Source organism: Streptomyces sp. NPDC018693 (assembly GCF_044391385.1).
Lineage (GTDB): Bacteria > Actinomycetota > Actinomycetes > Streptomycetales > Streptomycetaceae > Streptomyces.
In genome coordinates, this window is the sequence record NZ_JBIRZZ010000001.1 from 185,069 (window position 1) to 210,888 (window position 25,820).

At 71.5% G+C, this 25,820-nt stretch carries 29 protein-coding genes and 1 riboswitch; of the genes, 13 read left to right on the top strand and 16 right to left on the bottom strand.

The window, feature by feature from the left end; genetic code table 11:
• The first annotated feature begins 301 nt into the window (after positions 1-301).
• Together purN and purH are read left to right on the top strand one after the other, a co-directional pair.
• Positions 302-916, top strand: a complete 615-nt coding sequence (purN, locus tag ACH5AC_RS00890) for a phosphoribosylglycinamide formyltransferase (protein WP_398859368.1) — start codon at positions 302-304, stop codon at positions 914-916.
• The gene (gene purH / locus ACH5AC_RS00895) at positions 913-2,478 is read left to right on the top strand and encodes a bifunctional phosphoribosylaminoimidazolecarboxamide formyltransferase/IMP cyclohydrolase (RefSeq protein WP_398859369.1); all 1,566 of its coding nucleotides are present in this window, start codon (positions 913-915) and stop codon (positions 2,476-2,478) included. Before purN ends, purH begins: the two co-directional genes overlap by 4 nt.
• Before the next feature lie 27 nt (positions 2,479-2,505).
• Here the strand turns inward: purH and ACH5AC_RS00900 are convergent, their stop codons facing one another.
• From ACH5AC_RS00900 to ACH5AC_RS00920, 5 genes are all read right to left on the bottom strand, one after another.
• Entirely contained in the window at positions 2,506-4,323 is a 1,818-nt protein-coding gene (locus tag ACH5AC_RS00900) for a protein kinase (RefSeq protein ID WP_398859370.1), read from the bottom strand.
• 216 nt (positions 4,324-4,539) lie between these two features.
• Complete coding sequence (locus tag ACH5AC_RS00905; protein WP_398859371.1) at positions 4,540-4,686, bottom strand: hypothetical protein; 147 nt, start codon at positions 4,684-4,686, stop codon at positions 4,540-4,542.
• Positions 4,687-4,847: 161 nt separating this feature from the next.
• Entirely contained in the window at positions 4,848-5,435 is a 588-nt protein-coding gene (locus ACH5AC_RS00910; RefSeq protein ID WP_398859372.1) for a peptidoglycan-binding protein, read from the bottom strand.
• Between the two features lie 299 nt (positions 5,436-5,734).
• On the bottom strand, positions 5,735-6,100 hold the full coding sequence (locus ACH5AC_RS00915) for an ATP-binding protein (protein ID WP_398859373.1): 366 nt from the start codon (positions 6,098-6,100) through the stop codon (positions 5,735-5,737).
• Complete coding sequence (locus ACH5AC_RS00920; protein ID WP_398859376.1) at positions 6,097-6,306, bottom strand: hypothetical protein; 210 nt, start codon at positions 6,304-6,306, stop codon at positions 6,097-6,099. The genes ACH5AC_RS00915 and ACH5AC_RS00920 overlap by 4 nt, the downstream gene beginning before the upstream one ends.
• A gap of 120 nt (positions 6,307-6,426) precedes the next feature.
• Here ACH5AC_RS00920 and ACH5AC_RS00925 point away from each other — a divergent pair, with 120 nt between their 5' ends.
• Together ACH5AC_RS00925 and ACH5AC_RS00930 are read left to right on the top strand one after the other, a co-directional pair.
• Entirely contained in the window at positions 6,427-7,281 is an 855-nt protein-coding gene (locus tag ACH5AC_RS00925) for a helix-turn-helix domain-containing protein (protein ID WP_398859377.1), read from the top strand.
• On the top strand, positions 7,259-7,456 hold the full coding sequence (locus ACH5AC_RS00930; RefSeq protein ID WP_398859378.1) for a DUF397 domain-containing protein: 198 nt from the start codon (positions 7,259-7,261) through the stop codon (positions 7,454-7,456). The genes ACH5AC_RS00925 and ACH5AC_RS00930 overlap by 23 nt, the downstream gene beginning before the upstream one ends.
• Positions 7,457-7,465: 9 nt before the next feature.
• Here ACH5AC_RS00930 and ACH5AC_RS00935 read toward each other — a convergent pair whose 3' ends face one another.
• The 4 genes from ACH5AC_RS00935 to ACH5AC_RS00950 all read right to left on the bottom strand — a co-directional run bounded on the left by ACH5AC_RS00935 (position 7,466) and on the right by ACH5AC_RS00950 (position 10,885).
• Positions 7,466-7,891, bottom strand: coding sequence for a hypothetical protein (locus ACH5AC_RS00935; protein WP_398859379.1), 426 nt, complete (start codon positions 7,889-7,891; stop codon positions 7,466-7,468).
• A gap of 106 nt (positions 7,892-7,997) precedes the next feature.
• On the bottom strand, positions 7,998-9,380 hold the full coding sequence (locus ACH5AC_RS00940; RefSeq protein WP_398859381.1) for a protein kinase: 1,383 nt from the start codon (positions 9,378-9,380) through the stop codon (positions 7,998-8,000).
• Positions 9,377-10,135 (bottom strand): FHA domain-containing protein, encoded by a 759-nt coding sequence (locus tag ACH5AC_RS00945; RefSeq protein ID WP_398860046.1) that lies wholly within the window; start codon positions 10,133-10,135, stop codon positions 9,377-9,379. The genes ACH5AC_RS00940 and ACH5AC_RS00945 overlap by 4 nt, the downstream gene beginning before the upstream one ends.
• A gap of 150 nt (positions 10,136-10,285) precedes the next feature.
• Positions 10,286-10,885: a hypothetical protein gene (locus ACH5AC_RS00950; RefSeq protein WP_398859382.1), complete on the bottom strand. Its 600-nt coding sequence runs from the start codon at positions 10,883-10,885 to the stop codon at positions 10,286-10,288.
• A 278-nt stretch (positions 10,886-11,163) separates the two neighbouring features.
• On the opposite strand from ACH5AC_RS00950, the gene ACH5AC_RS00955 reads away from it, so the two are divergent.
• From ACH5AC_RS00955 to ACH5AC_RS00975, 5 genes are all read left to right on the top strand, one after another.
• Positions 11,164-12,018 carry a bifunctional methylenetetrahydrofolate dehydrogenase/methenyltetrahydrofolate cyclohydrolase gene (locus ACH5AC_RS00955; RefSeq protein ID WP_398859383.1) on the top strand — a complete coding sequence of 285 codons (855 nt, stop codon included), beginning with the start codon at positions 11,164-11,166 and terminating at the stop codon, positions 12,016-12,018.
• Between the two features lie 127 nt (positions 12,019-12,145).
• The gene (locus ACH5AC_RS00960; RefSeq protein ID WP_398860048.1) at positions 12,146-12,781 is read left to right on the top strand and encodes a DUF3017 domain-containing protein; all 636 of its coding nucleotides are present in this window, start codon (positions 12,146-12,148) and stop codon (positions 12,779-12,781) included.
• Positions 12,782-13,008: 227 nt separating this feature from the next.
• Positions 13,009-13,476 carry a helix-turn-helix domain-containing protein gene (locus tag ACH5AC_RS00965; protein WP_398859384.1) on the top strand — a complete coding sequence of 156 codons (468 nt, stop codon included), beginning with the start codon at positions 13,009-13,011 and terminating at the stop codon, positions 13,474-13,476.
• 123 nt (positions 13,477-13,599) lie between these two features.
• Complete coding sequence (locus ACH5AC_RS00970; RefSeq protein WP_398859386.1) at positions 13,600-14,577, top strand: DUF2690 domain-containing protein; 978 nt, start codon at positions 13,600-13,602, stop codon at positions 14,575-14,577.
• 175 nt (positions 14,578-14,752) lie between these two features.
• On the top strand, positions 14,753-15,742 hold the full coding sequence (locus tag ACH5AC_RS00975; protein ID WP_398859387.1) for a malate dehydrogenase: 990 nt from the start codon (positions 14,753-14,755) through the stop codon (positions 15,740-15,742).
• Between the two features lie 216 nt (positions 15,743-15,958).
• On the opposite strand, the gene ACH5AC_RS00980 is transcribed toward ACH5AC_RS00975, so the two are convergent.
• Genes ACH5AC_RS00980 through ACH5AC_RS00990 form a run of 3 tightly spaced genes read right to left on the bottom strand, consistent with a single transcriptional unit; the run spans position 15,959 to position 17,702 of the window.
• Positions 15,959-16,723 carry an isocitrate lyase/phosphoenolpyruvate mutase family protein gene (locus ACH5AC_RS00980; RefSeq protein ID WP_398859388.1) on the bottom strand — a complete coding sequence of 255 codons (765 nt, stop codon included), beginning with the start codon at positions 16,721-16,723 and terminating at the stop codon, positions 15,959-15,961.
• Positions 16,720-17,166 carry a carboxymuconolactone decarboxylase family protein gene (locus ACH5AC_RS00985; RefSeq protein ID WP_398859389.1) on the bottom strand — a complete coding sequence of 149 codons (447 nt, stop codon included), beginning with the start codon at positions 17,164-17,166 and terminating at the stop codon, positions 16,720-16,722. Before ACH5AC_RS00985 ends, ACH5AC_RS00980 begins: the two co-directional genes overlap by 4 nt.
• A complete protein-coding gene (locus tag ACH5AC_RS00990; RefSeq protein ID WP_398859390.1) occupies positions 17,163-17,702 on the bottom strand; it encodes a carboxymuconolactone decarboxylase family protein in 540 nt (179 codons plus the stop codon). Before ACH5AC_RS00990 ends, ACH5AC_RS00985 begins: the two co-directional genes overlap by 4 nt.
• Positions 17,703-17,748: 46 nt before the next feature.
• On the opposite strand from ACH5AC_RS00990, the gene ACH5AC_RS00995 reads away from it, so the two are divergent.
• From ACH5AC_RS00995 to ACH5AC_RS01010, 4 genes are all read left to right on the top strand, one after another.
• Positions 17,749-19,137 (top strand): PLP-dependent aminotransferase family protein, encoded by a 1,389-nt coding sequence (locus tag ACH5AC_RS00995; RefSeq protein WP_398859391.1) that lies wholly within the window; start codon positions 17,749-17,751, stop codon positions 19,135-19,137.
• A 146-nt stretch (positions 19,138-19,283) separates the two neighbouring features.
• Entirely contained in the window at positions 19,284-19,622 is a 339-nt protein-coding gene (locus ACH5AC_RS01000; RefSeq protein WP_398859392.1) for a hypothetical protein, read from the top strand.
• A gap of 15 nt (positions 19,623-19,637) precedes the next feature.
• A complete protein-coding gene (locus tag ACH5AC_RS01005; protein ID WP_398859393.1) occupies positions 19,638-20,822 on the top strand; it encodes a glutathionylspermidine synthase family protein in 1,185 nt (394 codons plus the stop codon).
• A 63-nt stretch (positions 20,823-20,885) separates the two neighbouring features.
• Positions 20,886-20,975, top strand: a riboswitch (ZMP/ZTP riboswitch).
• 43 nt (positions 20,976-21,018) lie between these two features.
• Entirely contained in the window at positions 21,019-22,467 is a 1,449-nt protein-coding gene (locus tag ACH5AC_RS01010) for a glycine hydroxymethyltransferase (RefSeq protein WP_398859394.1), read from the top strand.
• Between the two features lie 48 nt (positions 22,468-22,515).
• Here the strand turns inward: ACH5AC_RS01010 and ACH5AC_RS01015 are convergent, their stop codons facing one another.
• From ACH5AC_RS01015 to ACH5AC_RS01030, 4 genes are all read right to left on the bottom strand, one after another.
• Positions 22,516-23,283, bottom strand: coding sequence for a hypothetical protein (locus ACH5AC_RS01015; RefSeq protein ID WP_398859395.1), 768 nt, complete (start codon positions 23,281-23,283; stop codon positions 22,516-22,518).
• Between the two features lie 53 nt (positions 23,284-23,336).
• Positions 23,337-24,065, bottom strand: a complete 729-nt coding sequence (locus ACH5AC_RS01020; protein WP_398859396.1) for a hypothetical protein — start codon at positions 24,063-24,065, stop codon at positions 23,337-23,339.
• Positions 24,066-24,244: 179 nt separating this feature from the next.
• On the bottom strand, positions 24,245-25,177 hold the full coding sequence (locus tag ACH5AC_RS01025) for a hypothetical protein (RefSeq protein WP_398859397.1): 933 nt from the start codon (positions 25,175-25,177) through the stop codon (positions 24,245-24,247).
• On the bottom strand, positions 25,164-25,724 hold the full coding sequence (locus ACH5AC_RS01030) for an RNA polymerase sigma factor (protein WP_398859398.1): 561 nt from the start codon (positions 25,722-25,724) through the stop codon (positions 25,164-25,166). The genes ACH5AC_RS01025 and ACH5AC_RS01030 overlap by 14 nt, the downstream gene beginning before the upstream one ends.
• Between the last annotated feature and the right edge of the window lie 96 nt (positions 25,725-25,820).

The window sequence follows — 25,820 nt, forward strand, 5'->3', positions numbered from 1 at the left end:
TCTTCCCCTAGGTGACTTCGGCGTGAGCTTCCGTGAGCTGTGGTGAGCTTCCGTGGGCGTCCGTGAAATTCCACGAGGAAATTCCACGAGCGTCCATCCGGGAAACGCACGGCACGACCACCGCGTTCCCGGACCGGCTCGTCCCAGACGCTACCTTCCGGCCACGCCCCCGTCCCGAGGGGGCCTTCCGGTGTGCCGGTATCGTTGCTGACGGTCGGCCGGTTCGTAGACTTCCCCGTATCCGGGGGCGTGAAGCATTCGTACGACCATACAAAGACGTTCACCCGAGAAAGGGCTCACCGTGGCCAAGCGCCTCGTCGTGCTGGTCTCCGGATCCGGTACGAATCTGCAGGCCCTGCTCGACGAGATCGAGCGCGTCGGAGCCGAGTCCTACGGAGCGCGGATCGTCGCCGTCGGGGCCGACCGGGACGGCATCGAGGGACTCGCCCGCGCCGAGCGCGCCGGGATCCCCACCTTCGTGCGGAAGGTCAAGGACTACGGCACGCGGGAGGAATGGGACTCCGCCCTCGCCGAGGCGGTCGCCGGGTACGCGCCCGACCTCGTCGTCTCCGCCGGGTTCATGAAGATCGTCGGCAAGGAGTTCCTGGCCCGCTTCGGCGGCCGGTTCGTGAACACCCACCCGGCCCTCCTCCCCAGTTTCCCCGGGGCCCACGGCGTGCGCGACGCCCTCGCGTACGGCGCCAAGGTCACCGGCTGCACCGTCCACTTCGTCGACGACGGCGTCGACACCGGGCCGATCATCGCCCAGGGCGTGGTGGAGGTCCGGGACGAGGACGACGAGAGCGCGCTGCACGAGCGCATCAAGGAAGTCGAGCGAAGGCTGCTCGTCGAGGTCGTGGGGCGGCTCGCCCGCCACGGCCATCGCATTGAGGGACGAAAGGTAGTTATCCAGTGACCGCCGAGAGCAACAAGCGGCCGATCCGTCGCGCACTGGTCAGCGTCTACGACAAGACCGGGCTGGAGGACCTCGCGCGCGGGCTGCACGAGGCCGGCGTCGAGCTGGTGTCGACCGGCTCCACGGCCGGCCGTATCGCCGCCGCGGGCGTCCCCGTCACCAAGGTCGAGGAGCTCACCGGCTTCCCCGAGTGCCTCGACGGCCGGGTGAAGACCCTGCACCCCCGGGTCCACGCGGGCATCCTCGCCGACCTGCGCCTGGAGGACCACCAGCGGCAGCTGGCGGAGCTCGGCGTGGAGCCGTTCGACCTCGTCGTCGTCAACCTCTACCCCTTCCGCGAGACCGTCGCCTCGGGTGCCTCGCCCGACGAGTGCGTGGAGCAGATCGACATCGGCGGCCCGTCGATGGTCCGCGCGGCGGCCAAGAACCACCCGTCCGTGGCCGTGGTCACCAGCCCCGCCCGCTACACGGACGTCCTGGAGGCCGTGCGCGACGGCGGCTTCGACCTGCCCGCCCGCAAGCGGCTCGCGGCCGAGGCGTTCCAGCACACGGCGGCGTACGACGTGGCGGTGGCCTCCTGGTTCGCCTCGTCGTACGCCCCGGTGGACGACTCGCAGTTCCCCGACTTCCTCGGCGCCACCTGGGACCGCGAGAACACCCTGCGCTACGGCGAGAACCCGCACCAGCCCGCCGCCCTCTACGTCGACGCCGGCGCCACCGGCCTGGCCAGGGCCGAGCAGCTGCACGGCAAGGAGATGTCGTACAACAACTACACGGACACGGACGCCGCCCGCCGTGCCGCGTACGACCACGCCGAGCCCTGCGTCGCGATCATCAAGCACGCCAACCCGTGCGGCATCGCGATCGGCGCGGACGTCGCCGAGGCCCACCGCAAGGCGCACGCCTGCGACCCGCTGTCCGCGTTCGGCGGCGTGATCGCCGTGAACCGCCCGGTGTCCAAGGAGATGGCCGAGCAGGTCGCCGAGATCTTCACCGAGGTCATCGTCGCGCCCGACTACGAGGACGGCGCGCTCGAAGCCCTCACCAAGAAGAAGAACATCCGCGTCCTGCGCTGCCCCGAGGGCCCGGCCAACCCCGTCGAGGTCAAGCCGATCGACGGCGGCGTCCTGCTCCAGGTCACCGACCGCCTCCAGGCCGACGGCGACGACCCGGCCAACTGGACCCTCGCGACCGGCGAGGCCCTGACCGCCGACGAACTGGCCGAGCTGGCCTTCGCCTGGAAGGCGTGCCGCGCCGTCAAGTCCAACGCCATCCTGCTCGCCAAGGACGGCGCCTCGGTCGGCGTGGGCATGGGCCAGGTCAACCGCGTCGACTCCGCCAAGCTGGCGGTGGAGCGCGCCGGCGCCGAGCGTGCCCAGGGGGCGTACGCCGCGTCCGACGCCTTCTTCCCCTTCCCCGACGGCCTGGAGATCCTGACCGAGGCCGGCGTGAAGGCCGTGGTCCAGCCCGGTGGCTCGGTCCGCGACGAACAGGTCGTCGAGGCCGCGCAGAAGGCCGGCGTCACGATGTACTTCACGGGGACGCGGCACTTCTTCCACTGAGCCGCACCCACGGGCCGGCTGCGCGGGTCAGGTCGACTCGCGCAGCGCCGCCCAGGTCAGGGGGCCCACCTCGCCGTCCGTCTCCAGGCCCTTGACGGCCTGGAACCTCTTCACCGCGGTCAGCGTGTCCTGGCCGAACTGGCCGTCCACCCCCGCGTTGCCGACGCTGTAGCCGCGCTTGGTCAGCATGCACTGGACCTGGGTGACGCGGACGTTCTTGTCGCCGTAGCGGGTGAGTTCGCTGCCCGAGTAGTGCGTGCAGTGGGTGAGCCAGTCGGGTTCGGACGGGGCGGCGCTGGTCTTGGCGGGGGCGGGGGCGGGGGCGGGGGCGGCGGCGGTGACCGTGACGGTGGGCTCGGCGCCACCGGTGCCCGCGTCCTGCCGCTTCTCCTCTTCCTTCTCCGTCTTCTCCCCTTCGCTTTTCGGGCTCTCGGAGCTCTTCGCCTCGTCGGAGGGCGAGGCGGAGGCGGACGGGGAGGCCGAAATGCTGGGCAGGGGAGAGGTCAGGGCGTCGTCCGCGGTGGCGTCGCCGGAAGCGGTCGGGTAGGCGCCGGCGGCGGTGTCGTCGCCGGTGTCGTCGCCGGGTGACGAGCGCAGCATGAGGAAGGCCCCGACTGCTACGGCGGCCACGGCGAGCCCCGTGACCAGGGAGAGGTAGGTCGCCCGCCGCCGTCGGGCGCCGCGGTTCAGGTCGGAGCCGATGGTGACGGCCGGAGCGGGCGGACCGTAGGACCCGGGCGGGGTCGACGGGTGGCCGCCGTACTGCCCGGGCGGAGTCGACGCGTACGCCCCGTAGGGGGTCCCGTACGCCCCCGGCGGTGTCGCCGGGCCGAAGGAGGCCGGGGTGTGGGGCGTGGTGACGCGCTGGGTCGGGGCGCGGAAGTGGGCGGTCTGGTGGGCCGGGGCGTGGGCCAGGGCGTCGTAGCCCCGCCGGCGTTCGAGGAGGCGGGTGCCGAGCGGCTCCTGCCAGGGTGTCGTACCACCGTGTCCGGCCGCGTGGGCGGAGCCGATCAGCTGCGGCGGGGTGGGCCGGTGGGCGGGGTCCTTGGCGAGGCAGGCGGCGAGGAGGGACGACAACGCGGGGTCGACGGAGGCCAGTTGGGCCATGACATCGGCCTTGGGCTCCTCGAAGGCGACCCGGTGCATCACATCGACGCCGGTGCCGGCGCCGAAGGGCGCGCTGCCGGTGGCGGCGTAGATGAGCGTGCCGGCGAGGGAGAACACATCGGAGGCGGTGTCGCAGCGTCCCTCCCGCAGGTACTCCGGCGACATGAAGGCGGGCGTGCCGACGCGGGAGCCGGTCGTGGTGATGGCGCTCGCGTCGGCGGCCTGCGAGATGCCGAAGTCGATGACGTGGGCGCCCTGGGAGGAGAGGAGCACGTTGGACGGCTTCAGATCCCGGTGTACGACACCGGCGCCGGCCAGCGCGGCGAGCGCCTGCCCCAGTTCGGCGACCAGCCGCCACAGCCCCGGCGCCGCGAGCCGGCCGCAGTCGCGGACCGCGTCGGCGAGGTTGAGGCCGGGCACGTACTCGGTCGCCATCCACAGCAGCGAGTCGTCGAACCCGGTACCGAGCAGGGCGGGCGCGTGCGGGGTGTCGACCCGCCCGTGCACGGCGGCCTCCCGCTCGAACCGGCGCCGGAACTCGGGGTCGTCGGCGTACTCGGGCCGGATCACCTTCACGGCGGCGAGGCCGGGCCGGTCGTCGGCGGGCCGGGCGAGATACACCCGGCCCATACCGCCGCTCCCGAGCCGGCCGAGCGGAACATACGCCCCGATGGCCCCCGGATCCCCCACCTCCAGGGGCAGCGCACCCGCGCTGCGCAGGGCGGCCTGGTCTGTCATGAGTCCCCCGACTGTTTCTTGCTTACTCAACGTTCACTGATGTCACACCAGTTGGGGGTGAGGCTATCGCCCCGGGGCGGGGGCGTGTCCCGGAGCCGGGGGGTAGTGGTAGGCGAACATCCCGAGCCCGCCGAGCAGGAAAAGGATCTGCAAGACGCGGGCTACGGGATGCACGGGCTGAACTTCCTCGTGTGGTGGTACCTGTGTTGTGACGGCTCAGGCCACCGCGGAATTGACCGTGGCGAACTTGTCCGTGAGCCCCGAGTCGTCGAAGAGCTCGATGACGAGCTTCGTGCCTTCCGCGAGGTCCATGTCGTAGGTGTTGTAGTCCACGGTGGCGCTGCTGGTCCCGGCCGACTTCACCCCGCCGACCTGGACCTTGCGCCCGGCCTCGTTGTACGCGGGTTCGGCGAGTACGCCTGCGCGGGCGCGGCCGAACCGAGTACGGCACCGGCGACCAGGCCGGCTCCGGCGAGGAGCCCGGCGGCACGTCTGCTGAGCTGCATGTGTCCCCCCTGTGGCGGTCAGTCGCAGTAGTTGGCGGTGTACGAGGCGTAGACCGGGCCGCCGCCGGACGATGTGCCGTTCGCGGTGTAGATGATGTAGCGGCCGTTGGTGGCACGGAGGAAGTCGAGGTCGTGCAGCGCGCCGTCGTACCTGACCCGGAGGTACTCGCCCGAAGCCGTGCTTCCCGAGACGTACCGCAGCTTGCTGTCGGCGTAGCCGAACGTGTTGCTGCCGACCTTGCCGTCGGCGTCGTTGAACGAGTCGGCCAGGCCCCAGGTCACCTGAAGCCTCTTGGTGGCGTGCTCTGTGTTCGGCCCGAACATGCCGTCGATGTCCGAGAAGTCGAAGTCCGTACCGTTCGACTCGTTGGCGCCCTCCGCCCACAGGATCTGCTGCCACAGACACGTGGCGGTCGAGTTCCGGTAGGACGAAGTGGTGGACAGCAGCCCCTCGTCACCGAAGTCGTTCGTGTAGTCGCCACCCCCGTTGATGTAGCCGGCCGAGGCCGAGGCCGAGGCCGGTGAGGTGCTCACGGCCAGGGCGCCGGCGGCGAGTGCGGCGACGACTGCGGCGCCCAGGCGGGTGCGTGCGGTACGAAGAGTCATGGGATGTGTCCTTTCCCTGTTGGGACTGCTGGTTCAGCGTGCTGTTTCGTCATGGCCATGTTGGCGAGGGTGACGAAGTGTGGGTACCTATGACGTTTCAGGTATCAGGAGCGCAGTCCCGCGTCGGCCGCCCGCGGTCAGCTGCAGGAACGGGAGTTGTAGCTCGCGAGGCGCCAGGCACCGTCCATGTAGAAGCTGTAGCGGCCGTTGGCGGCGTAGCCGAACGTGTTCGGGCCGACCTTTCTGGTTGCCGCCGCTGACGTACCGTCGGACACTGCGGCCGAGGCCAGTGAAGCGCATCAGGTGGACAATTCGCACCAGACCGTCTTGCCGGCCGGTGTCAGCCACACGCCCCAGCGACGTGTGACCGCGTCCAGCAGCATCAGCCCGCGCCCCGACTCGTCGTCCGCGGCTGGGCGTCGCACGGCCGGCCATGCGCGTACGTCGGGGTCGGTGACTTCCAGGCGGGTACGGCCGTCAGACGCGCGGAAGACGCGCACGGTGACCGGGGTGCCCTCGCCGACGTGGTCGATCACGTTCGCGAGTAGTTCGCTGACGCAGAGCTGGGCCTCCGGGCAGGGCGTGCCCAGGTGTTCGCGCACCGCCCGGCGGACCTCGGGGACCGCCTTCGGGAGCGCGAGCAGATCGAGCACGAGCGGAGTCACCCCTCGGCCGCCTTGCGCAGTACTGCGGTCAGGGCGCGGGCGATCTCCACCGGGCAGCGGCCCAGCTCTACGAGGGGCGGGTGGGTGTACCTGCTCGCGAACGTCGGCAGGTCGACGGTGAGTGAGGGGAGCGTGATGCCGTGCGCGGCGAGGGCTGCGCGGAGTTCCTCGATGCAGAGGTCGGTTTCCTGGCGGTGGGGGAGCAAGGTGGGGTGCCTTTCCGGTCTGCTGAATGTGACGAATGGCTCACAGCCTGTCGCCAATATGCGTACCGTTGAAGGGCTTTCGGGTGTGCAAGGGCAACTTGGAAATGGCGGTGGTTAGGCGTGCCCGCTAAGAAGGATCCCGACGCGTCGGTCAGCGTTCCCTGCTTCTACGGCGCAGAGTTGCGCTACCGACGGGAGCTGGCGGGGCTGACGCTGGAGCAGTTGGCCGATGGCAGCTTCCGGGGGATCTCGCTGCTCAGCCAGATCGAGCGGGGGGAGCGGGGCATGCCGCTGGATCTGGCCATCCATGTTGATGATCGGTTGAAGACCGACGGGTTCTTCAAACGCCGGTGTGAAGACGCAGCCAAGGCGAGGCGGGCGGGGCATCCCTGGTACTACGCGGACGTCCCGGACATGGAGAAGCAGGCGGCGTCGATTGAGGAGTGGGCGCCCATCGTCATTCCCGGCTTGCTGCAAACCGCGTCGTACATGCGGGGGCTGATCCAGTACGGGGAGACGGGCCCGTCTGCGGAGAAGATCGAGGAACTCGTCCGTGCGCGGATGGCACGTAAGAAGGTGTGGGAACGTGCCGACCCTCCCGACTACTGGGTGATCATGCGAGAGTCGGTCATTCGCAGAACGCCGCTTCCACCGGCGGTGATGGCCGAGCAGTTGGAGCACGTCATCGACGTGATCGGCTCCAACTCGGGCGTTCTGCAGATCGTGCCGGAAACGACAGTCTGGTGCCCTCTCATGTACGCCTTGGTCAAGGTGATGACCTTCCCCGATGCCCCTCCGGTCGTGTACACCGAAGGCGACTTTGACGGGAAGCTCATCGACTTCCCCTCCCGTGTCAGGGAGTACCGTCACCGGTACGATTTGCTCAGGGCCGTCGCATTGCCGCCCGCGGAGTCCCTGGCCTTGGTCGAAGAAGTAGCGAGGACCTACAGACATGAAGTCCAGCAGGGGGATTGACCTCAACCTCGGCGCTTGGCGCAGGAGCAGCTACAGCAACAAGGAGGGCGGCGACTGCGTCGAAGTAGCCGACAACCTCCCCGGCATCACCCCCGTCCGCGACTCCAAGAACCCCGAAGGCCCCGCCCTCCTCTTCGGGGACGGGGCCTGGGCCCTCTTCATCGACTCCCTCTAGGCGCGGAAGTCAGCCCCGGGAGTAGTTCTCGGGGTCCGAGCAGACCCTTCCCGAGCTGTAGTACGTGCAGAGGGTGATCTTGATCCGGTCGATGCCTCCGACGAGGTCCGGGTCGCCGATCGTGAAGTTGAAGTCGCGCCACTCGCCGAGGCTGCTCGTGTCATTGGCGGACCGCGTCTCGGAGTCGATCTTCGTCGACCCCGCGAAGGCTTCGAAGATCGCCGTGCTGTAGCCGGTCGTGTGGTCCGAGACCGTCCCCTTGATGTTGGCGGTGCGGTTGTACCAGGTGATGTCGCCCCAGGTGGTCGAGTTCGTCTTGGCGACGACGAAATGGTCCGTCGGGTAGTCCGCCGCTGACGCCGGGGCCACCGCGACGCCGAGGGCTGCGCAGGCTGCCAGGAGGCCGACGGTCACGCGGCGCGTGATGTGGAACATGCTCCTACCTCTTCACTGCTGGTGACTTGGCGGTGCGGGAGACATCCTCACTCGGGGCGGGAGCGTGAGGAACCTGGAACTTTCCAGGTTCACGTCGCCCTGATTCTCAGCAGTGCTCGATGAACCGGTGCGACAGCGGTGCGTACGTGCCCGCCAGGTTGCCCTGTGCGTGTTGTCCCGTGCAGCCGGTGCGCATCCGGGAGTTGGGACGGGTGATGTCGAGGCCGACCGGTGTGAAGTCGCGGCCGCGGTAGTACGCGACGCCGCCCAGGCCCGTTGACTCGTCGCCGTTGTAGAAGATCGACCTGACCGGGCGGTCCGCGGTCCAGGCGCACACGTCCGGCCCCGCCAGCCAGTCGGGGTCGTCCTTCTCCCAGGCACACATCTCGCCCGTGCCGTTCGGCTCGCTGAAGAAGCAGACGGAGCCGAAGGGGCAGCGGTGGTAGCCGTAGGCGGGGCCGTCGTCGCGCAGGAGGACGTACGTCGTCGTCCCCACGGCCGCGAGCAGGGCGGCGGTGATGGTGGTGAGGAGAGCGGCGCGGCGGCGTCGGCGGGGGCGCAGGCGGGGGAGCGGGGCGGTACGGGTGGTGCCGGCGGCCTCCTGAACGCGGCGCAGCAGGGCGGCGGAGTCGGTGCGTTGCTCGTGGGTGCGGCCGAGGCAGTCCGCGATGATGTGGCGCCATGCGTCGGGGAGTTCGGGGGAGAGGCGGAGTTCCTCCGTGCCGCGGGCGTAGCGGAGGGCGGCGTCGGTGCGGGCCTGGGGGGTGGCGCCCGGGAGGGGGTAGGTGCCGGTGAGGACGACGTGGGCGAGGACGCCGTAGGCCCAGATGTCGGCGCTGGGGCGGGTGAGCGTGCCGCGGGCGCTGACCTCGGGCCAGAGGAGTTCGGGTGGGGTGTAGTCGGGGGTGGCGAAGGAGGCGGAGTAGGCGTGGGTGCCCTCAAGGCGGGCGGCCACGTTGAAGTCGGCCAGGCGGACCGAGCCGTCCTTCATCAGCAGGACGTTGCCCGGTTTGAGGTCGCCGTGGACCCAGCGGGCGTGGTGCAGCTGGTGCAGGCCCTCGCAGATCTGGGCGAGGAGGGCGGGGCCGGAGGAGGGGACCGGGGCGTGGTCGAGGACGGTGTCCAGGGAGCCCTCGGCGCGTTCCAGGACGAGGACGGTGGCGCCGTCGAGGTCGGGAAGGTCGGGGTCCTCGACCGTGAGGGTCTCGAACATGCGGATGAGGCGGGGCGTGCGCAGCCGCTTCAGCAGGTCCACTTCGCGCTCGGCGAGTTCCCGCAGGTGGTGCAGCTGGCGCGGGGTGCGGGTGCCGGTCGGCAGGAACTTCAGGGCGGCGTACTCCGGGAACTCCGTGCCCAGCAGAGTGTTCCGGGCGAGGTACACGGTCGCGAAGGCGCCGGACGCGATCGGCTCGCGGACCTCCCAGCGGCCGACCCGGTAGCCCCTGGGCACGGGGACGGCGTACGACTCCTCGTGGGCGTCCCCGGTCATGACGCCAGCCCGCTCGGCGCGACACCGGCGAGCATGATCAGGTCGTCCTCGCGGACGAGGTCGAAGCGCAGGGCGAGCGAGACCAAGGTCTCCTTCTTGCCGTTGAGGCGCTGTCCGGGCGGGGCGCTGTCCGGGTCGGGGCGCAGCCGGAGTTTGACGGCGAGGTAGTCGATGTTCCAGTACACGGAGGAGCGGGCGGCCGCCGGCCAGGTGGGGCGGAGCCGTTCGACGACCTCGTCGACCGTGGGCAGCGGGGCGTGCGGGGCGCCGCGCAGGCGGGGCTCGCACAGGGCGGCGAGGACGGCGAAGTAGCGCTTGGTGCGGTCGAGGGCGAACGCCGGGGCCGTGACACCGCCGAAGCCGCCCGACGGGTGGGTGGCGGGGGACCGGTAACTGTGGCGCGGCGCCCAGACGTCGAAGCTCAGCAGGTCGCCCGCGGCGGGCAGCACCACCCGGGAGAACTCGAACGGGATCGGTGCTTCCTGGCGGCCGGGCGCCACCTTGATGTGCTCGCCCGCCCCTTCCGGGTTCTCCACCACATAGGTCTGCTCCGCGCTGTGGTTGCTCAGGGTCCAGAACGCGCGGTCCGCGGTGATCTCCCCGGCCGTACGGGACACCCCGTCGTGCGAGATCACCAGATCGTTGCCGGCGACGGCCCGGCCGAAGGCGAGACGCTCGCCCGGACCGATCCTCAACTGCCCGACGGGGCCCTCGCAGCTCGGTGGTACGACGATGATGCTGTGTGTCGTCGACATGGTCATCGACATCGGCCTCCCCCCTGGTCCGAACGGACAGGGTAAGGGCTTGCTCAAGCGACACTCACGCCTTTGCGCGGCGCGTCGGACCAGGGGGAGGGGGCGTTCACCGAGGAGCCACTGAGAATTTGCGCAATGTTCAGTGCCGCGTCAGTAGCGCGGCCGGTTGAACCACGCCTGCCCGTTGGAGTTGCCGGCGAAGACGGCGATCAGGATGCCGAGGACCAGGTGGACGATGCCGATGCCGAAGAACGGGAAGACGCCGAGGATCGCGGTCAGGACGCCGAAGACCAGCGTGGTGATGCGCAGGCTGTTGCCACCGGTCTTGAACTTCACGGCGAGAACGGCCGCCCAGATCAACCAGGCCACCGCGAGGACGCTGTAGAAGTACATCTGCCCGGAGGGGATGTCCCCGAGGATGTCGCGCAGTTCCGAGTCGTCGACGTTGTCCGCGTTGGAGCCCGCGATGCCGGCGAGCAGGAAGAGACACGCGCCGATCACGTTCAGGCCGACGATCACCCAGAGCATGATCCGGGCCGCGGACACCGTGCCGGGCATCGACGTCATGGGCGGGAGACCGCCGGGGCCGCCGGGGTACGGCTGGGAGATCGGCGGTGCCGCGGGGATGCCGTAGCCGGGCGGCTGCTGGTTCTGCTGCGGGTAGCCGTAACCGGGCTGCTGGGGCTGTCCCGGCTGCTGCGGGTTCTGGGGCGGCGGTCCATAGGGGTTGTTCGGGTCGCCGAAGCTCATGGCGGTCCTTCCTCCGTCTGCCTGTGGGGGACGCTAGGCACAGGCGCGGAGGAATGTCGACTGTGCGGTCCCGTCCCCCCGTACTGCCCGCGGCACTGCGTGTCGATGCGTTGATCAACGGTGCGTCGATCAACGGTGCGTCGACCACGTCAATCGTTCTGCAAGGGGACGAATGTGTCCAGCGGCAGTCGCCGGATGTTGTGCAAGTGCAATGCGTGGCGACGTGGGAGGGGAACCGGATTGGAACCCGGGGCCGGTCATCCGGGAGGATGGGGGGCATGACCGCCCAGATTCTCGATGGCAAGGCCACCGCAGCCGAGATCAAGTCCGATCTGACCGCCCGCGTGGCGGCTCTGAAGGAGAAGGGCGTGACGCCCGGTCTCGGCACGATCCTCGTCGGGGACGACCCCGGCAGCCAGAAGTACGTCGCCGGCAAGCACCGTGACTGCGCCGAGGTCGGCATCGCATCCATCCAGCGCGAACTGCCCGCCACGGCCACCCAGGAGGAGATCGAGGCGGTCGTCCGCGAGCTGAACGAGGACCCGGCGTGCACCGGGTACATCGTCCAGCTCCCGCTGCCCAAGGGCATCGACGAGAACCGCATCCTCGAACTGATGGACCCGGCCAAGGACGCGGACGGGCTCCACCCCACGAACCTGGGCCGCCTGGTGCTCAACGAGCCCGCGCCGCTGCCCTGCACACCCAATGGCGTTCTGACCCTTTTGCGCCGGTACGGTGTCGAGACCAAGGGCGCCGAGGTCGTGGTCGTCGGCCGTGGCGTGACCATCGGGCGGCCGATGCCGCTGCTGCTGACCCGGCGCAGCGAGAACGCCACGGTGACGCAGTGCCACACCGGCACCCGGGACCTGTCGGCGCACCTGAAGCGGGCCGACATCATCGTCGCGGCGGCCGGCTCGGCCCACCTGGTCCGCGCGGAGGACGTCAAGGCGGGGGCCGCCGTCCTCGACGTCGGTGTCTCCCGCAGCGCCGAGGGCAAGATCGTGGGCGATGTCCACCCGGACGTCCGTGAGGTCGCCGGCTGGATCTCCCCGAACCCCGGCGGCGTCGGCCCGATGACCCGCGCCCAGCTGCTCGTCAACGTGGTCGAGGCGGCGGAGCGCAGTGTCGGCTGAGGCGCGGGGCGACGGGGAGCCGTCGTCGCGGCGGGGCGGCACCGGAGGATCCGCGCGGCGGCGCGACGCGTGGTGGGCCGAGGAGCGGGAAACCGCCCGGGGCGGCAAGGGGTCGGTCCGGCGGCGGATCGCCGGGCGCGGCGAGGAGCGGGACGTCGCGCGGGGCGGCACGGACTCGGTTCGGCGGCGGATCGCCGGGCGAGGCGAGGAGCGGGACGCCGCGCAGGGCGGCACGGAGTCCGCTCGGCGACGGAGCGTATGGCGCGCCGAGCGGGACGGTGACGGGGTCACGCGTCGGCGCGGAGCGCGGCGGGACGCGTGGTGGGTCGAGGAGTCGGACGCCTCACGGAACGGTGCGGGTGCGGCGCGGCGGCGCGGTACGCGGCGGTTTCCGCGGTTCACCCGGGACACCGCGCGCCCCGAGGGCGGCGGCCGGGCGGCGCCGCGGGACGCGCCGGCGCCCGCCCGGCAGTGGCCGATGCTGGCCGTGCTCGCCACGGTCGGGCTCGGGCTGCTGCTCACCGCGCTCGACGTCTTCCGCATCGGCACCATCCTGGTCGGTGCCGCCCTGCTCGGCGGCGCGGTGCTGCGCTGGCTGCTGCCGAGCGTCGGCATGCTCGCGGTGCGTTCGCGCTTCACCGACATCGTGACGTACGGCGTCCTGGGAACCGTGATCGTCCTGCTGGCGATGATGGCCCAGCCCGACCCGTGGCTGAAGATCCCCTTCCTGAAGGACACCCTGCACTTCACGGTCAGCAGCTGAACCGACGCGGTGGCTGAACCGACCTGCGCGGCGGCCCGTCCCCTCCCCCGAGCGAGGGCGGGCCGCCGACGCGTTCCACGCTTCCCCACGGCGAAGTCGCTGTTCAACGGCTGTCAGCCCGCTGTGGCACGGAGGTGACCGTTCCGCTACGGAACCGAACGGCCGCCGGCGCTCGTCCCCCGCATCGGACCGGGTGACGTGAGGGACGCCGTGGAGGTGGGTGCGCGATGGGCTCCTGGCAGCCACTGCCGGACGAGCTGCCGCCGGAGGTACGGCACTTCGTGGAGCACCTGCGGGAACTGAAGGACCGGACGGGCCTGAGCCTGGCCTCCCTCGGCGCCCGCACCGCCTACAGCAAGTCCTCCTGGCAGCGCTATCTCAACGCCGTACAGCCACCGCCCCGGCAGGCGGTGGCCGCGCTGTGCCGGGTCGCGGGACTGACCGGCGCGGACGCGGAACGGCAGGTGGTGCGCTGGGAGTTGGCGGTGGAGGCGTGGCCGCGTCCGGCGCGGGGGCAGACGGACGCGCCCGAGCAGGGCTACGAGGACGATCCGACCGTGCCCTGGTGGGAGCGGCCGGAGGAGCCGCCGCCCCCGACCGGCCGTACCGGAGCGGGGCGGCTGCTGCTCACCGCGGTCCTGCTGCTCCTGGTACTGCTCGGCACGGCGGTGGTGGGCGCGCTGGTGCTCGGGTGACCGGATGCTCGGGTGACCGGGCGTCTGTGACCGTTTGTGTCGATGCGTCGACAATTCGCGGATGTGGAGCGAATTGACGGCACATCGGGGCTAACGTGTCCCATCCGGGGAGAGGGGGGTTCGATGCCTCGGTGGAGGGCCTTGCCGCAGGAGCTCGATCCGCAGTTGCGGGAGTTCACCGGACAGCTGCGCAGGATCGTGGACCGTAGCGGGCTGAGCCTCTCGGCGGTGGCCGACCGCACGGGGTACAGCAAGACGTCCTGGGAGCGCTATCTCAACGGTCGGCTGCTGGCGCCCAAGGGGGCGATCATCGCCCTCGCGGAGGCCACCGGCACCGATCCCTTCCACCTGACGGCCATGTGGGAGCTGGCCGAGCGGGCCTGGAGCCGGGCGGAGCCACGACAGGACGGCGCGGTCGAGTCCCCGCGGATCGCGCGGGCACGGGCAGCCCTGGGGGAGTTCGGGCCACCGCCCGAGGCCGACGCGCTCAAGCCGAGGACACTCCGCGCGGAGGCGCCCGTAAGGCCCGGGATCGCGGGCCGTACGGGCGTGTCGCCGTCCATGCCGAGGGAGAGCGGCGGCCGGGCGCACGGTCACCGGGTATGGACGTTCCTGGCGGCCCTGGTGGGCGTCGTGGTCGTCGCCGCGGGCGCGTTCCTCCTGACCGACAGCGGCCCGAGCGGCAGCCCGGCGGCCGCCGGTACGACACGCTCCCCCTCCCCCCTGGCGAGCCCGAGCGCGTCCCTCCCGCCCGGCGTCCAGTGCCGCGATGCCGGCTGCAACGGCAAGGACGCCGAGGCGATGGGCTGCAGCGGCGACCGGGTGACCACGGCCAGGAGCGTCACCGTACGCACCACTCTCGTGGAGGTCCGCTACAGCAGGACCTGCGGCGCCGCGTGGGCGAGGATCACACAGGCGGCACCGGGGGACGCGGTGCAGGTGATCGTGGGTACGGTCAGGCAGAGGGACGCGATCACGACGGTCGGCGACACCATCGCGTACACCCCGATGATCGCCGTACGCAGCCCTGCGGAGGCGAGGGCCTGCGTGAGGCTGGCGTCGGGGCAGGAGGGGTGTACCTCGTCAACAGAGGGTGGGTGAATCCAGGGGCGCGGGACCCGTGTCCGATATGCGGCACCGCCGCGTGGGTGCGACAGGCCACAGACGGCCCGCACTCGCACACGGCGAAAGGCCACCCTGTAGCCTGACCGCGAGATCTCTTGACGCCGAGAGATCGATCATCAGCCCCACCGCCAGCTGTCATACGGAGAACGCCATGACCCGCACTCCCGTGAACGTCACCGTCACCGGCGCGGCCGGCCAGATCGGTTACGCCCTGCTCTTCCGCATCGCCTCCGGCCAGCTGCTCGGCGCGGACGTGCCGGTCAAGCTGCGCCTCCTGGAGATCACCCCGGCGCTCGGCGCCGCCGAGGGCACCGCGATGGAGCTGGACGACTGCGCGTTCCCGCTCCTGCAGGGCATCGACATCACCGACGACCCGAACGTCGCCTTCGACGGCGCCAACGTCGCCCTCCTCGTCGGCGCCCGCCCCCGCACCAAGGGCATGGAGCGCGGCGACCTCCTGGAGGCCAACGGCGGCATCTTCAAGCCGCAGGGCAAGGCCATCAACGACCACGCCGCGGACGACATCAAGGTCCTCGTCGTCGGCAACCCGGCCAACACCAACGCCCTGATCGCCCAGGCCGCCGCCCCGGACGTACCGGCCGAGCGCTTCACCGCGATGACCCGCCTGGACCACAACCGCGCGCTGACCCAGCTCGCGAAGAAGACCGGCGTCGCCGTCTCCGAGATCAAGCGTCTCACCATCTGGGGCAACCACTCCGCGACGCAGTACCCGGACATCTTCCACGCCACGGTCGCCGGCAAGAACGCCGCCGAGGTCGTGAACGACGAGAAGTGGCTCGCGGACGACTTCATTCCGACCGTCGCCAAGCGCGGCGCGGCGATCATCGAGGCCCGTGGCGCGTCCTCGGCCGCCTCCGCCGCCAACGCCGCCATCGACCACGTCCACACCTGGGTCAACGGCACCGCCGAGGGCGACTGGACCTCCATGGGCATCCCGTCGGACGGCTCCTACGGCGTCCCGGAGGGCCTGATCTCCTCCTTCCCGGTCACCTGCAAGGACGGCAAGTACGAGATCGTCCAGGGCCTGGACATCAACGAGTTCTCCCGCGCCCGCATCGACGCCTCCGTCCAGGAGCTGTCGGAGGAGCGCGACGCGGTTCGCGGTCTCGGCCTCATCTGAGCTGGCGTGATGTGACTCCGGTGGCCGGTGTGGGCTATAGTTGATCACACACCGGCCGCCGGAACTCCCGGAAGCCGACTGTGCGTTGGTGGTCCAAAGCAAGACGCCCCGCTTCCTGCGGGGAAATGCAGGTGCAAGACCTGCCCAGCGCTCCACGAAAGAGTCCGGAAGAGTCCCATCCCGCAAGGCGGGGTGGGACTCTTCGCGTTGACCGCCCTACGTGATCCTCAGGTCCGCCGCGATCTCCCGCAGCGCCGTCGTCGCCAGCCGCTGCAGCCACGGGCCGAAGGTGACCCGGGTGGCGCCGAGTTCGGCGAGCTCGGACGGTGACGGACCGTCAGTCGGGTTGCAGAGGGCGTTGACCGGCCCCTGGACGCCGGAGCGCAGCAGCGGCAGCACGGTGGGCGGCGCCGCGATCGGATACACGCAGTCGGCGCCGGCCGCCACGTACAACGCGGCCCGCTCGATGGCCCGGTCCGGGTCGGTGACCCCGCGCAGGAACGTGTCGACGCGCGCGTTGACGAACAGCCGGTCCCCGGCTGCCGCCCGCACCTCCGCCAGCCAGTCGGCGTGGGCCCTCGGGTCCTGGAGGACGCCGTGCGCGGAGTCCTCCAGGTTGCAGCCGACCGCCCCCGCCTCCAGCAGCCGCTCCACCAGCTCCTTCGCCGACAGCCCGTACCCGTCCTCGACATCCGCCGACACCGGCACGTCGACCGCCCGCGCGATACGGGCGATGGCCGCGAACATCTCCCCGGCCGGAGTCTCGCCGTCCGCGTATCCGAGCGAGGCGGCCACCCCCGCGCTGGGGACCGCCAGCGCGGGGAAACCCGCGTCGACGAACGCGCGCGCCGCGGCCGCGTCCCAGGGACCGGGCAGCACCAGCGGATCGCCGGGCGGACGGCGGTGCAGCGCGCGGAACGTGTCGACCTTCCTTGTGTCGGCATTCCTCGTGTCGGCCTTGTTCATGGTGCCCCTGCTCATGGCGTGTATCCCCCGGGCGGGATCCGGCGGGCGACCATCACCCGGTTCCAGCTGTTGATGGCGACGACCAGTCCGACGAGATGGGCGAGCCGCTCGTCGTCGAAGTGGCGGGCGGCCCGCTCGTACACCGCGTCCGGCACGAAGCCGTCCGTCAGGACCGTGATCGCCTCCGTCAGCGCCAGCGCGGCCCGCTCACGTGCGTCGTAGACGTCCCCGGCCTCCTCCCAGGCGGCCAGCAGGTCGAGTTGCCGCTCGCTCACGCCGTGCTCGCGGGCGATCGTGAGGTGCATGTCGAGGCAGAACGCGCAGTGGTTGAGCTGCGAGGCGCGGATGACGACCAGTTCGGCGAGCGCGGGGTCGCCCAGGCCCCGCTTCGCGGCGGCGCTGACCGCGGACATCGCACGGGCGACCTCGCGGTCGAGGAGACGGGTACGGGTGGTCACTTGTGCCGCCCCGGGTGGTAGTGGCCCGGCACCATACGGGTGGTCACCCCGAAACGGTTCCACGCGTTGATCGTGGCGATCGCGGCGATCAGCTGCGCCAGCTCGGCCTCCTCGAAGTGCCGGGCGGCCCGCTCGTACACCGCGTCCGGCACGAAACCGTCGGTGAGGACCGTCACCGCCTCCGTCAGCTCGATCGCCGCGAGCTCCTTCTCGGTGTAGAAGTGCCGCGACTCCTGCCAGGCGCTCAGCTGCACGATCCGCTCCACGCTCTCGCCCGCCGCGAGCGCGTCCTTGGAGTGCATGTCGACGCAGAACGCGCAGTGGTTGATCTGCGAGGCACGGATCTTCACCAGCTCGTACAGCACCGGGTCGAGGCCCTGCCGGGCGGCCGCGTCCAGCCGGACCATCGCCTTGTAGACCTCGGGGGCGTACTGCGACCAGTTCAGACGGGCGGGCTCTTCGGCGGCGTACACGGTTTCGGCGGCGTACCGGGTTTCGGCGGTGTGCGGGGTCTCGGTGATCTCGGAGGTGGTCATGCCTCGACCCTAGGAGCGAAGCAGCCCAGGAGTATGGTCCATTTCCATGCGTGATTCCTGGGCCACTCTGGGCGTGGACCTGCATCTGGAGCCCACCGGCCCCCGGGTGCGGCGAGGGATGACCGACGCCCTGCGCGAGGCCGTCCGCAGCGGCCGGCTCGCCCCCGGCACCCGCTTGCCGTCCTCCCGCTCCCTCGCCGCCGACCTGGGCATCGCCCGCAACACGGTCGCCGACGCGTACGCCGACCTCGTCGCCGAGGGCTGGCTCACCGCCCGGCAGGGCTCGGGCACCCGGGTCGCCGAACGAGGAGTCGCGCCCCGGCCTTCCGAGCAGCGGGCGGCGCACCGCCGGGAGCCCGGCCGCCCCGCGCACAACCTGAAGCCCGGCACCCCCGACCTCGCCGCCTTCCCGCGCGCCGAATGGCTCAAGGCCGCCCGCCGCGCCCTGACCGCCGCCCCGAACGACGCCCTCGGCTACGGCGACCCGCGTGGCCGCGTCGAACTGCGCACCGCCCTCGCCGGCTACCTCTCCCGGGCCCGGGGCGTACGCGCCGACCCCGACCACATCGTCGTCTGCTCCGGCTTCGCGCACGGCATCCGGCTGCTCGGCGAGGCACTGCACGCGCGCGGAGTGCGCCGCCTCGCCGTGGAGTCGTACGGCATCGAACCGCACTGGAGCATCCTGGAACGCGCCGGACTGCGCACCGTACCGCTGCCCCAGGACCGACACGGCACGGTCGTCGGGGAGTTGAGCGACGGCGGGGCGGTGCTGCTCACCCCCGCCCACCAGTTCCCGATGGGGGACGCGCTGCTCCCCGAGCGGCGGTCGGCCGTCGTCGACTGGGCGCGCCGCACCGGCGGGCTGGTCCTGGAGGACGACTACGACGGGGAGTTCCGCTACGACCGTCAGCCCGTCGGCGCGCTCCAGGACCTCGACCCCGACCACGTCGTCCACCTCGGCACCGCCAGCAAGTCCCTCGCCCCCGGTCTCCGGCTGGGCTGGCTGGTGCTGCCGCCCTCCCTCACGCCCGCGGTCACCCGGCTCGGCGGCGGCATGTCCACCGGGGTCCTCGACCAGCTCACCCTCGCCGAGTTCCTCACCTCCGGCGCCTACGACCGTCATGTGCGCGCCTCCCGGCTGCGGTACCGGCGTCGCCGTGACGCCCTCGTCGAGGCCGTCGCCGCCCAGGCACCCGACGTCCGGGTCACCGGTATCGCGGCGGGGCTGCACGCCGTGCTCCGACTCCCGCCCGGCACCGAGGAGTCGGTGGTCCGCGCGGCCGCCTGGCAGGGGCTGGCCCTGATGGGCCTCTCCCGTTTCCGCCACGCGGCCGCCACGACCGAGCCGGTGGACGCCCTGGTGGTGGGGTACGGGGTGCCGTCGGACCGGGGATGGCCCGGGGCGCTGGAAGCGTTGTGCCGCGTCCTGCCGTGACCGATCCTGGCGGGGACGGGGGTGCCTGTGGACTGTTTCCGGCCGATCTCTAGGCTGTCCGCCGGACAACGCACGGGAACCACGGGCACCACAAGAACCATCAGAAACATATGCACAGCCAACGGGGACAACGGGGAGACGGGGACATGGCGGAACAGACACGCAGGCGGTTGCGGTCCGGCACGGTCGTGCTCGGCGGGATGGGGCTGCTGGCGACCGCCCTCACGGCATGCTCGTCCGACGCGGACAAGCGCTGCGTCGACCGCGACAGCTACCAACTGGGGCGCGGCTACAAGGTCGTCTCCGACAAGAACTGCAAGTCCTCCACCTCCAACGCCAGTTGGTACTACGGCGGTAAGAAGAAGAGCGGCTGGGTCAACGGCGGCTCCTTCACCAAGCCCAGCAAGGGCTCCGGCGGCTCGTCGAGCGGCGGCAGCGGTATCGACCGCGACGGCTTCGGCGGCTCCGGCAGCTCCGGCGGCTGAGCCGGAGGCACACCCATGGAACGCCGCACCATCGCACCGCGCCCCGGCTGGCAGCAGACCGTCGAGGAGCAGGGCGTCATCTACCCGCTCACCCGCTACCCGGACGGCGAGCTGCGCCCCTACTGGGACGAGAGCGCGTACTACGTCTTCTCCCTCGACGAGGTCGAGGCGCTGGAGGAGACCGTCGAGGAACTGCACCGCATGTGCCTCGCCGCCGCCGACCACGTCGTCACCGCCGACCGCTTCGCCGACCTCGGCATCACCGACCCGCGCGTCGCGTCGGCGGTCGCCGAGGCATGGCACCGGCGTGCCGAACTCCCGTCCCTCTACGGCCGCTTCGACCTGCGCTACGACGGCACCGGCCCGGCCAAGCTGCTGGAGTACAACGCCGACACGCCCACCTCCCTGGTCGAGGCGGCGAGCGCCCAGTGGTTCTGGATGGAGGAACGCTTCCCTGGCGCCGACCAGTGGAACTCCCTCCACGAACGCCTCGTCGCCGCCTGGAAGCGACAGGCACCGCTGCTCCCGCCGGGCAGCCCGCTGCACTTCGCGCACTCCTCCGCCGACGAACTCGGCGAGGACCTGATGACAGTCGCCTACCTCAAGGAGACCGCCGAACAGGCCGGCCTCGACACCGACTGGATCTCCATGGAGGAGATCGGCTGGGACCCGCTCTCCGACCGCTTCGTCGACAACAACCTCCGGTTCATCCGCAGCTGCTTCAAGCTCTATCCCTGGGAGTGGATGACCGAGGACCGCTTCGCCGGCCACGTCCTCGACACCCTCGACAACGGCGGCGGCACCGGCAGCACCCTGTGGATCGAGCCCGCCTGGAAGATGCTGCTGAGCAACAAGGCCCTGCTGGCGATCCTCTGGGAGCTGTACCCCGGCCACCCGAACCTCCTGCCCGCCCACCTCGACGGCCCCCGCGACCTCGCCACCACCGGCGGCTACGTCGCCAAGCCGCTGCTGGGCCGCGAGGGCGCCGGCGTGACCGTGCACCACCCCGGCGCCGACCCCGTCATCCGCGACGAACCCTGCTGCTACCAGCAACTGGCACCCCTGCCCGCCTTCGACGCCAACCACGTCGTCCTCGGCGCCTGGGTCGTCGAGAACGAGTCGGCCGGCCTCGGCATCCGGGAGTCGTCCGGACTGGTCACCGACGAGTACGCCCGCTTCCTTCCGCATGTGATCCTCTAGGGTCGGCGCGTCGCTCGCATGGTGGACGTGGAGCCCTGGGCGGCCTGGGTCCCCGGTAGGCTGGCGGCGGGTCGTGACTGGCGCGCTGGGATGGGACGGACCATCGGGGAGCGGCCCATGAGTGAACAAGTGCCGTGCGCCTGGGCCAGCCGTGCATCGTGACCGACACCTGTTACGCCACCCGGAGGCCGACGACATGTCCGACCAACCCCTCTCCAACGAGTCCACCGCCTTCCGTGCCGCCCTCGACGTGATCCGCGCCGTCGAGCCGCGCGTGGCCGACGCCATCGGCCAGGAGGTCACCGACCAGCGCGAGATGCTCAAGCTGATCGCCTCCGAGAACTACGCCTCCCCGGCCACCCTCCTGGCCATGGGCAACTGGTTCAGCGACAAGTACGCCGAGGGCACCGTCGGCCGCCGCTTCTACGCCGGCTGCCGCAACGTCGACACCGTCGAGTCCCTCGCCGCCGAACACGCCCGCGAGCTCTTCGGCGCCCGCCACGCCTACGTCCAGCCGCACTCCGGCATCGACGCCAACCTCGTCGCCTTCTGGGCCGTCCTCGCCGCCCGCGTCGAGGCCCCCGCACTGGAGAAGGCGGGCGTCCGCCAGGTCAACGACCTCTCCGAGGCCGACTGGGCCGAACTGCGCCGCGCCTTCGGCAACCAGCGCATGCTCGGCATGTCCCTGGACGCCGGCGGCCACCTCACCCATGGCTTCCGCCCGAACATCTCCGGCAAGATGTTCGACCAGCGCTCCTACGGCACCGACCCGGCGACCGGACTCCTCGACTACGACGCGCTGCGCGCCTCGGCCCGCGAGTTCAAGCCGCTGATCATCGTCGCCGGCTACTCCGCCTACCCCCGCCTGGTGAACTTCCGCATCATGCGGGAGATCGCCGACGAGGTCGGCGCCACGCTGATGGTCGACATGGCGCACTTCGCCGGCCTGGTGGCGGGCAAGGTGCTCACCGGTGACTTCGACCCCGTGCCGCACGCGCAGATCATCACCACCACCACCCACAAGTCGCTGCGCGGCCCGCGCGGCGGCATGGTCCTGTGCGACGACTCCCTCAAGGACCAGGTCGACCGCGGTTGCCCGATGGTCCTCGGCGGCCCGCTGCCGCACGTCATGGCCGCCAAGGCGGTCGCCCTCGCGGAGGCGCGGCAGGAGTCCTTCCGCGACTACGCCCAGCGCATCGTCGACAACTCCCGCGCCCTCGCCGAGGGCCTCATGCGCCGCGGCGCCACCCTGGTGACCGGCGGCACGGACAACCACCTCAACCTGATCGACGTGGCCACCTCCTACGGCCTCACCGGCCGCCAGGCCGAGGCCGCCCTCCTCGAGTCCGGCATCGTCACCAACCGCAACTCCATCCCCGCCGACCCCAACGGAGCCTGGTACACCTCCGGCATCCGCATCGGCACGCCCGCGCTGACGACGCGCGGCCTGGGGACCGCCGAGATGGACGAGGTGGCCGGTCTGATCGACCGCGTCCTCACCACCACCGAGCCCGGCACCACCGCCAAGGGCACCCCCTCCAAGGCCGCCCACGTCCTCGACGCGAAGGTCGCCGACGAGATCTCCCACCGGGCCACCGACCTCGTCGCCGGTTTCCCGCTGTATCCGGAGATCGACCTGGGCTGAGCCCCGACATAGTCCGAGCCCCGACCTGGGCGAACCTCCGCGGTTCGCTCAGAGGTCGATCAGCTCCTGCCGTGGTTCGCTGCGCGGCGGTCCCGCGTCCTGCAGGATCGCCGCACGGCGTATCAGGGCGGTGCCGGCGGCCCCGAGGACCGTGCCCAGCGCCAGGCCGGGTATGGCCCAGCGGAGGGCGTCGGCCCGGTCCGGGGCGGGCTTCGGGGTGGGGTGCCGCTGCGGCGGGGCACCCACCAGCCCCAACCGCTCCAACTGGTCGAACGTCGCCCGCGATGTCCGGTGCCAGCGGATGTCGCCGTCCTCGACATCCGGCGCGGCATCCGAGCGCACCCAAGGTGTGCCGTCGTCGGCCAGGAACAGCTGGTCATGCTGCTCCAGGACTGCCTGCCCACCCGGAGGCCCCCCGGTCCCCGGCCCGCCCCCCACACCGGTCAGCGCCCACACCACGGTGGCCCGCACCGCCGGATAGCTGCCCTCGTCCCACGCCTGCGACACTCGCGTGGTTCCCCTGTACGTCGGCTGTAACAGCTGCCAGACCAGGGCGAACAGCGAGTTGCCCGATCGCAGGGCCGTGGTCCGGCCGGTGTCGCTCCTGGTCACGATCGCCACGTCGGGGATGCCCAGCTCCTGCTCATCACTCACCTGTGCGGCCGCCGCCTGGCTCACCGGCAGTCCGAACAGAGCCGAGCCGATCGCCAGCACCGTGGCCAGGACCGCCCACGGCGGCATCGACGCCCGCCGTTTCCCCCTCACGGGTGCCCGCCCCTTCTCCAGTGCGCCGGTCTCGCCCCCATGTGTGTCCATCCGGTCCCCCTCACATCCGCTCCCCTCCCAGTCACGGCCGCCTTCGTCGGCCCTCACACGTCCAGCAGTTCCTGCCTCGGTCCCGGCTCCGCCTGCGCCCGGTCCGCCCACCGCCGGGCGATCGGCGGGCGCAGGGCGAGGGCCAGGGCCCCGCCGGCCGCCGCGCCGGGCAGGGTCCACCACCAGTTGGTGCCCGCGTCCGGCGAGGCGCCGGAGCCCCTGGGCGCGGGGGCGGCGGCCGCCGACGCGGACTCCGGCGTCCCCCCGGCACCCGTCTCCGCCGTGCTCCCGGCGCCCGTCTCCGCCGTGTCGCCTTCCAGCAGGTCGCGACCAGCACCACCGGAGCCCTCGTCCGACACCGGGCCCATCACGCCCAACTCCGTGAGCAGCGCGCGCAGTTGGGTCGGAGCGGGGGCGCGATGCCAGTAGCCGCTGACCGAGTCGGGCAGATCGGAGGTGCGGATCCACACGTCCTCTCCGCCGAGTACCGGGAAGACCTGGTCCAGTCGGTAGGGCGTTATGTCGTGGATCATCCACGTGACATTGATCTGGCGGGCGTGGGTGAGGTCGGCCGCATCCGGTGTCCGGGCGGTGCCCGAGCGGGTCGAGTCGATCAGGCCCTCCAGCTCCTTGTACCGCTCGTCGGCGTAGTACAGACCGGTTGCCTCCGAGCTGCCCGGAGCGACCAGGAGCACACTCGTCGGGCCGCCCGCCGAGGCGGGTGCCGCGCCCCACATCACCAGCGCCGACACGGCCGCCAACGCCCCTGCCGCGCCCGCCACTCGACGGAAACGACCACGCCATCCACGCATACGAACCCCCAAGCCCGGCGATCCCCTGCGGCCCGCTCGCCCGCGAGCCGTCTGTCACTCCTGGTACACCGCCCGACCCGACCGGGTTCCCACTCCCCGCGAGGAGTTTTCGGAACGTCTCGCCTCTGCCGGGTGCCGGGTGCGAGGCGCTAGCGCAGCGACATCGCTATCTCGACCGCCCGCGCCCGCGACGTGACACCCTCCAGCCGCAGCGTCACGGAGGCGGTGCCGTCCCCCTGCTCCCACAGCAGGGTCGGTCCGGCCGTCCGCTCCTCACGCTCGAAGCGCCCACCGCTGTCGTCGATCATCCAGAAGCCGAGCAGATGCGGGCGCGCGAACCACAGGGCCACCTCGTCCGCCCCGCCCTCGGGGTCCACCTCGCCCAGCGGTATCCACTCCGGCTGCTCGCGCATGGCCTTGGTGAAGCCGATGTCCAGGCGGGCCGGATACTCGTCCAGCCGGATCACACGCCCCTGCTCACGCCAGCACAGGCTGACCAGGAACCGCTGCCCCGGCTCCGCCGTGACCGACACCGCGTCCGGGGTGCCCAGCGAGGCCGGCACCACCGGCTCGAACCCGGCCCGCCGCGCCGCCTCGGCCAGCGACACCGACCGGCCGCAGCCGGGCACCTCGGCGTCCGGGTCGGGGGTCGCCGACGGGTCGTACCGCACCTCGACGCCCGCGAAGTCGAACCAGTCCACCACCGCGGCCCGCACCGGAGGCGTGAGCGCGAGTATCGCCAGCAGACCGCACAGGGACGCCGTCAGCGAACGCCACCGCGTCCGCGTCCAGCGCCGGGCGGCCCGAAGCCGGTCGCGGATGGCCGGGGGCTCGGGCTCCGGCACCGGCAGCCGCTCGGCCAGTATCTGACCCAGCACCCGCTCCACCATGGTCTCGGCCCCGTCCGCGCCGCCGTCCGCCTCGGCTCCGTCCCCCGGTCCGCCCAGCGACCGTCCCAGCGCCCGCAGCTCCTCCGGCAACCCGGAGGCCCGCCCGCGCGACCCGGCGCCCTCACCGCCGCAGGAACCCCGCTCGTCCTGCGGCCCGCCGCCGAACGGCCTGTCCGGCTCACTCACGCTCATCACCTCCTTCCCGAGGCTGAAAGTCCGGCAGCAGGCGGCTGAGCTTGCGCAGGGCGCGGTTCAGCCGGGACTTCACCGTGCCCCGGGGCCAGCCCAGGGCCTGGGCCGTCTCGGACTCGTCCATTTCCAGCAGATAGCGGTAGGTGACGACCAGGCGGTGCTCCTCGCTCAACTTCTCCAGGGCGGACAGCAGCGCCGCGCGGCGCTCGGTCTGCAGGGTCGCGACCGCCGGATCCGCCGATTCCGGTATCAGCGGCTCCGCCTCCACGAAGGCTGCCTCACGTCCGGCGAGCGTGCGCTGCCGGGCCGCCGTCCGCACCGTGTTCCTCGTCTCATTGGCGACGATCGACAGCAGCCACGGCTTGAAGGCAGCCTCTTCCCGGAACCGCCCCAGTGCGCAGTACGCCTTGACGAACGCCTGCTGCACCACGTCCTCCGCGTCCGCACCCGCCCCTAGCGCCGCGGCCGCCCTGAGCGCGATGCCCGTATGGGCGCGCACCAGCTCCGCGTACGCCTCCGGCTCTCCGGCGCGTACACGGGCGATCACCGCGGCCTCATCGACGATGCGGCCCCCCTCCCGCGTCCTCACGCTCTTGTTACACCGCCGGAGGCGGATCGGTTCCCACCTGTTTCCGGTCAGTTC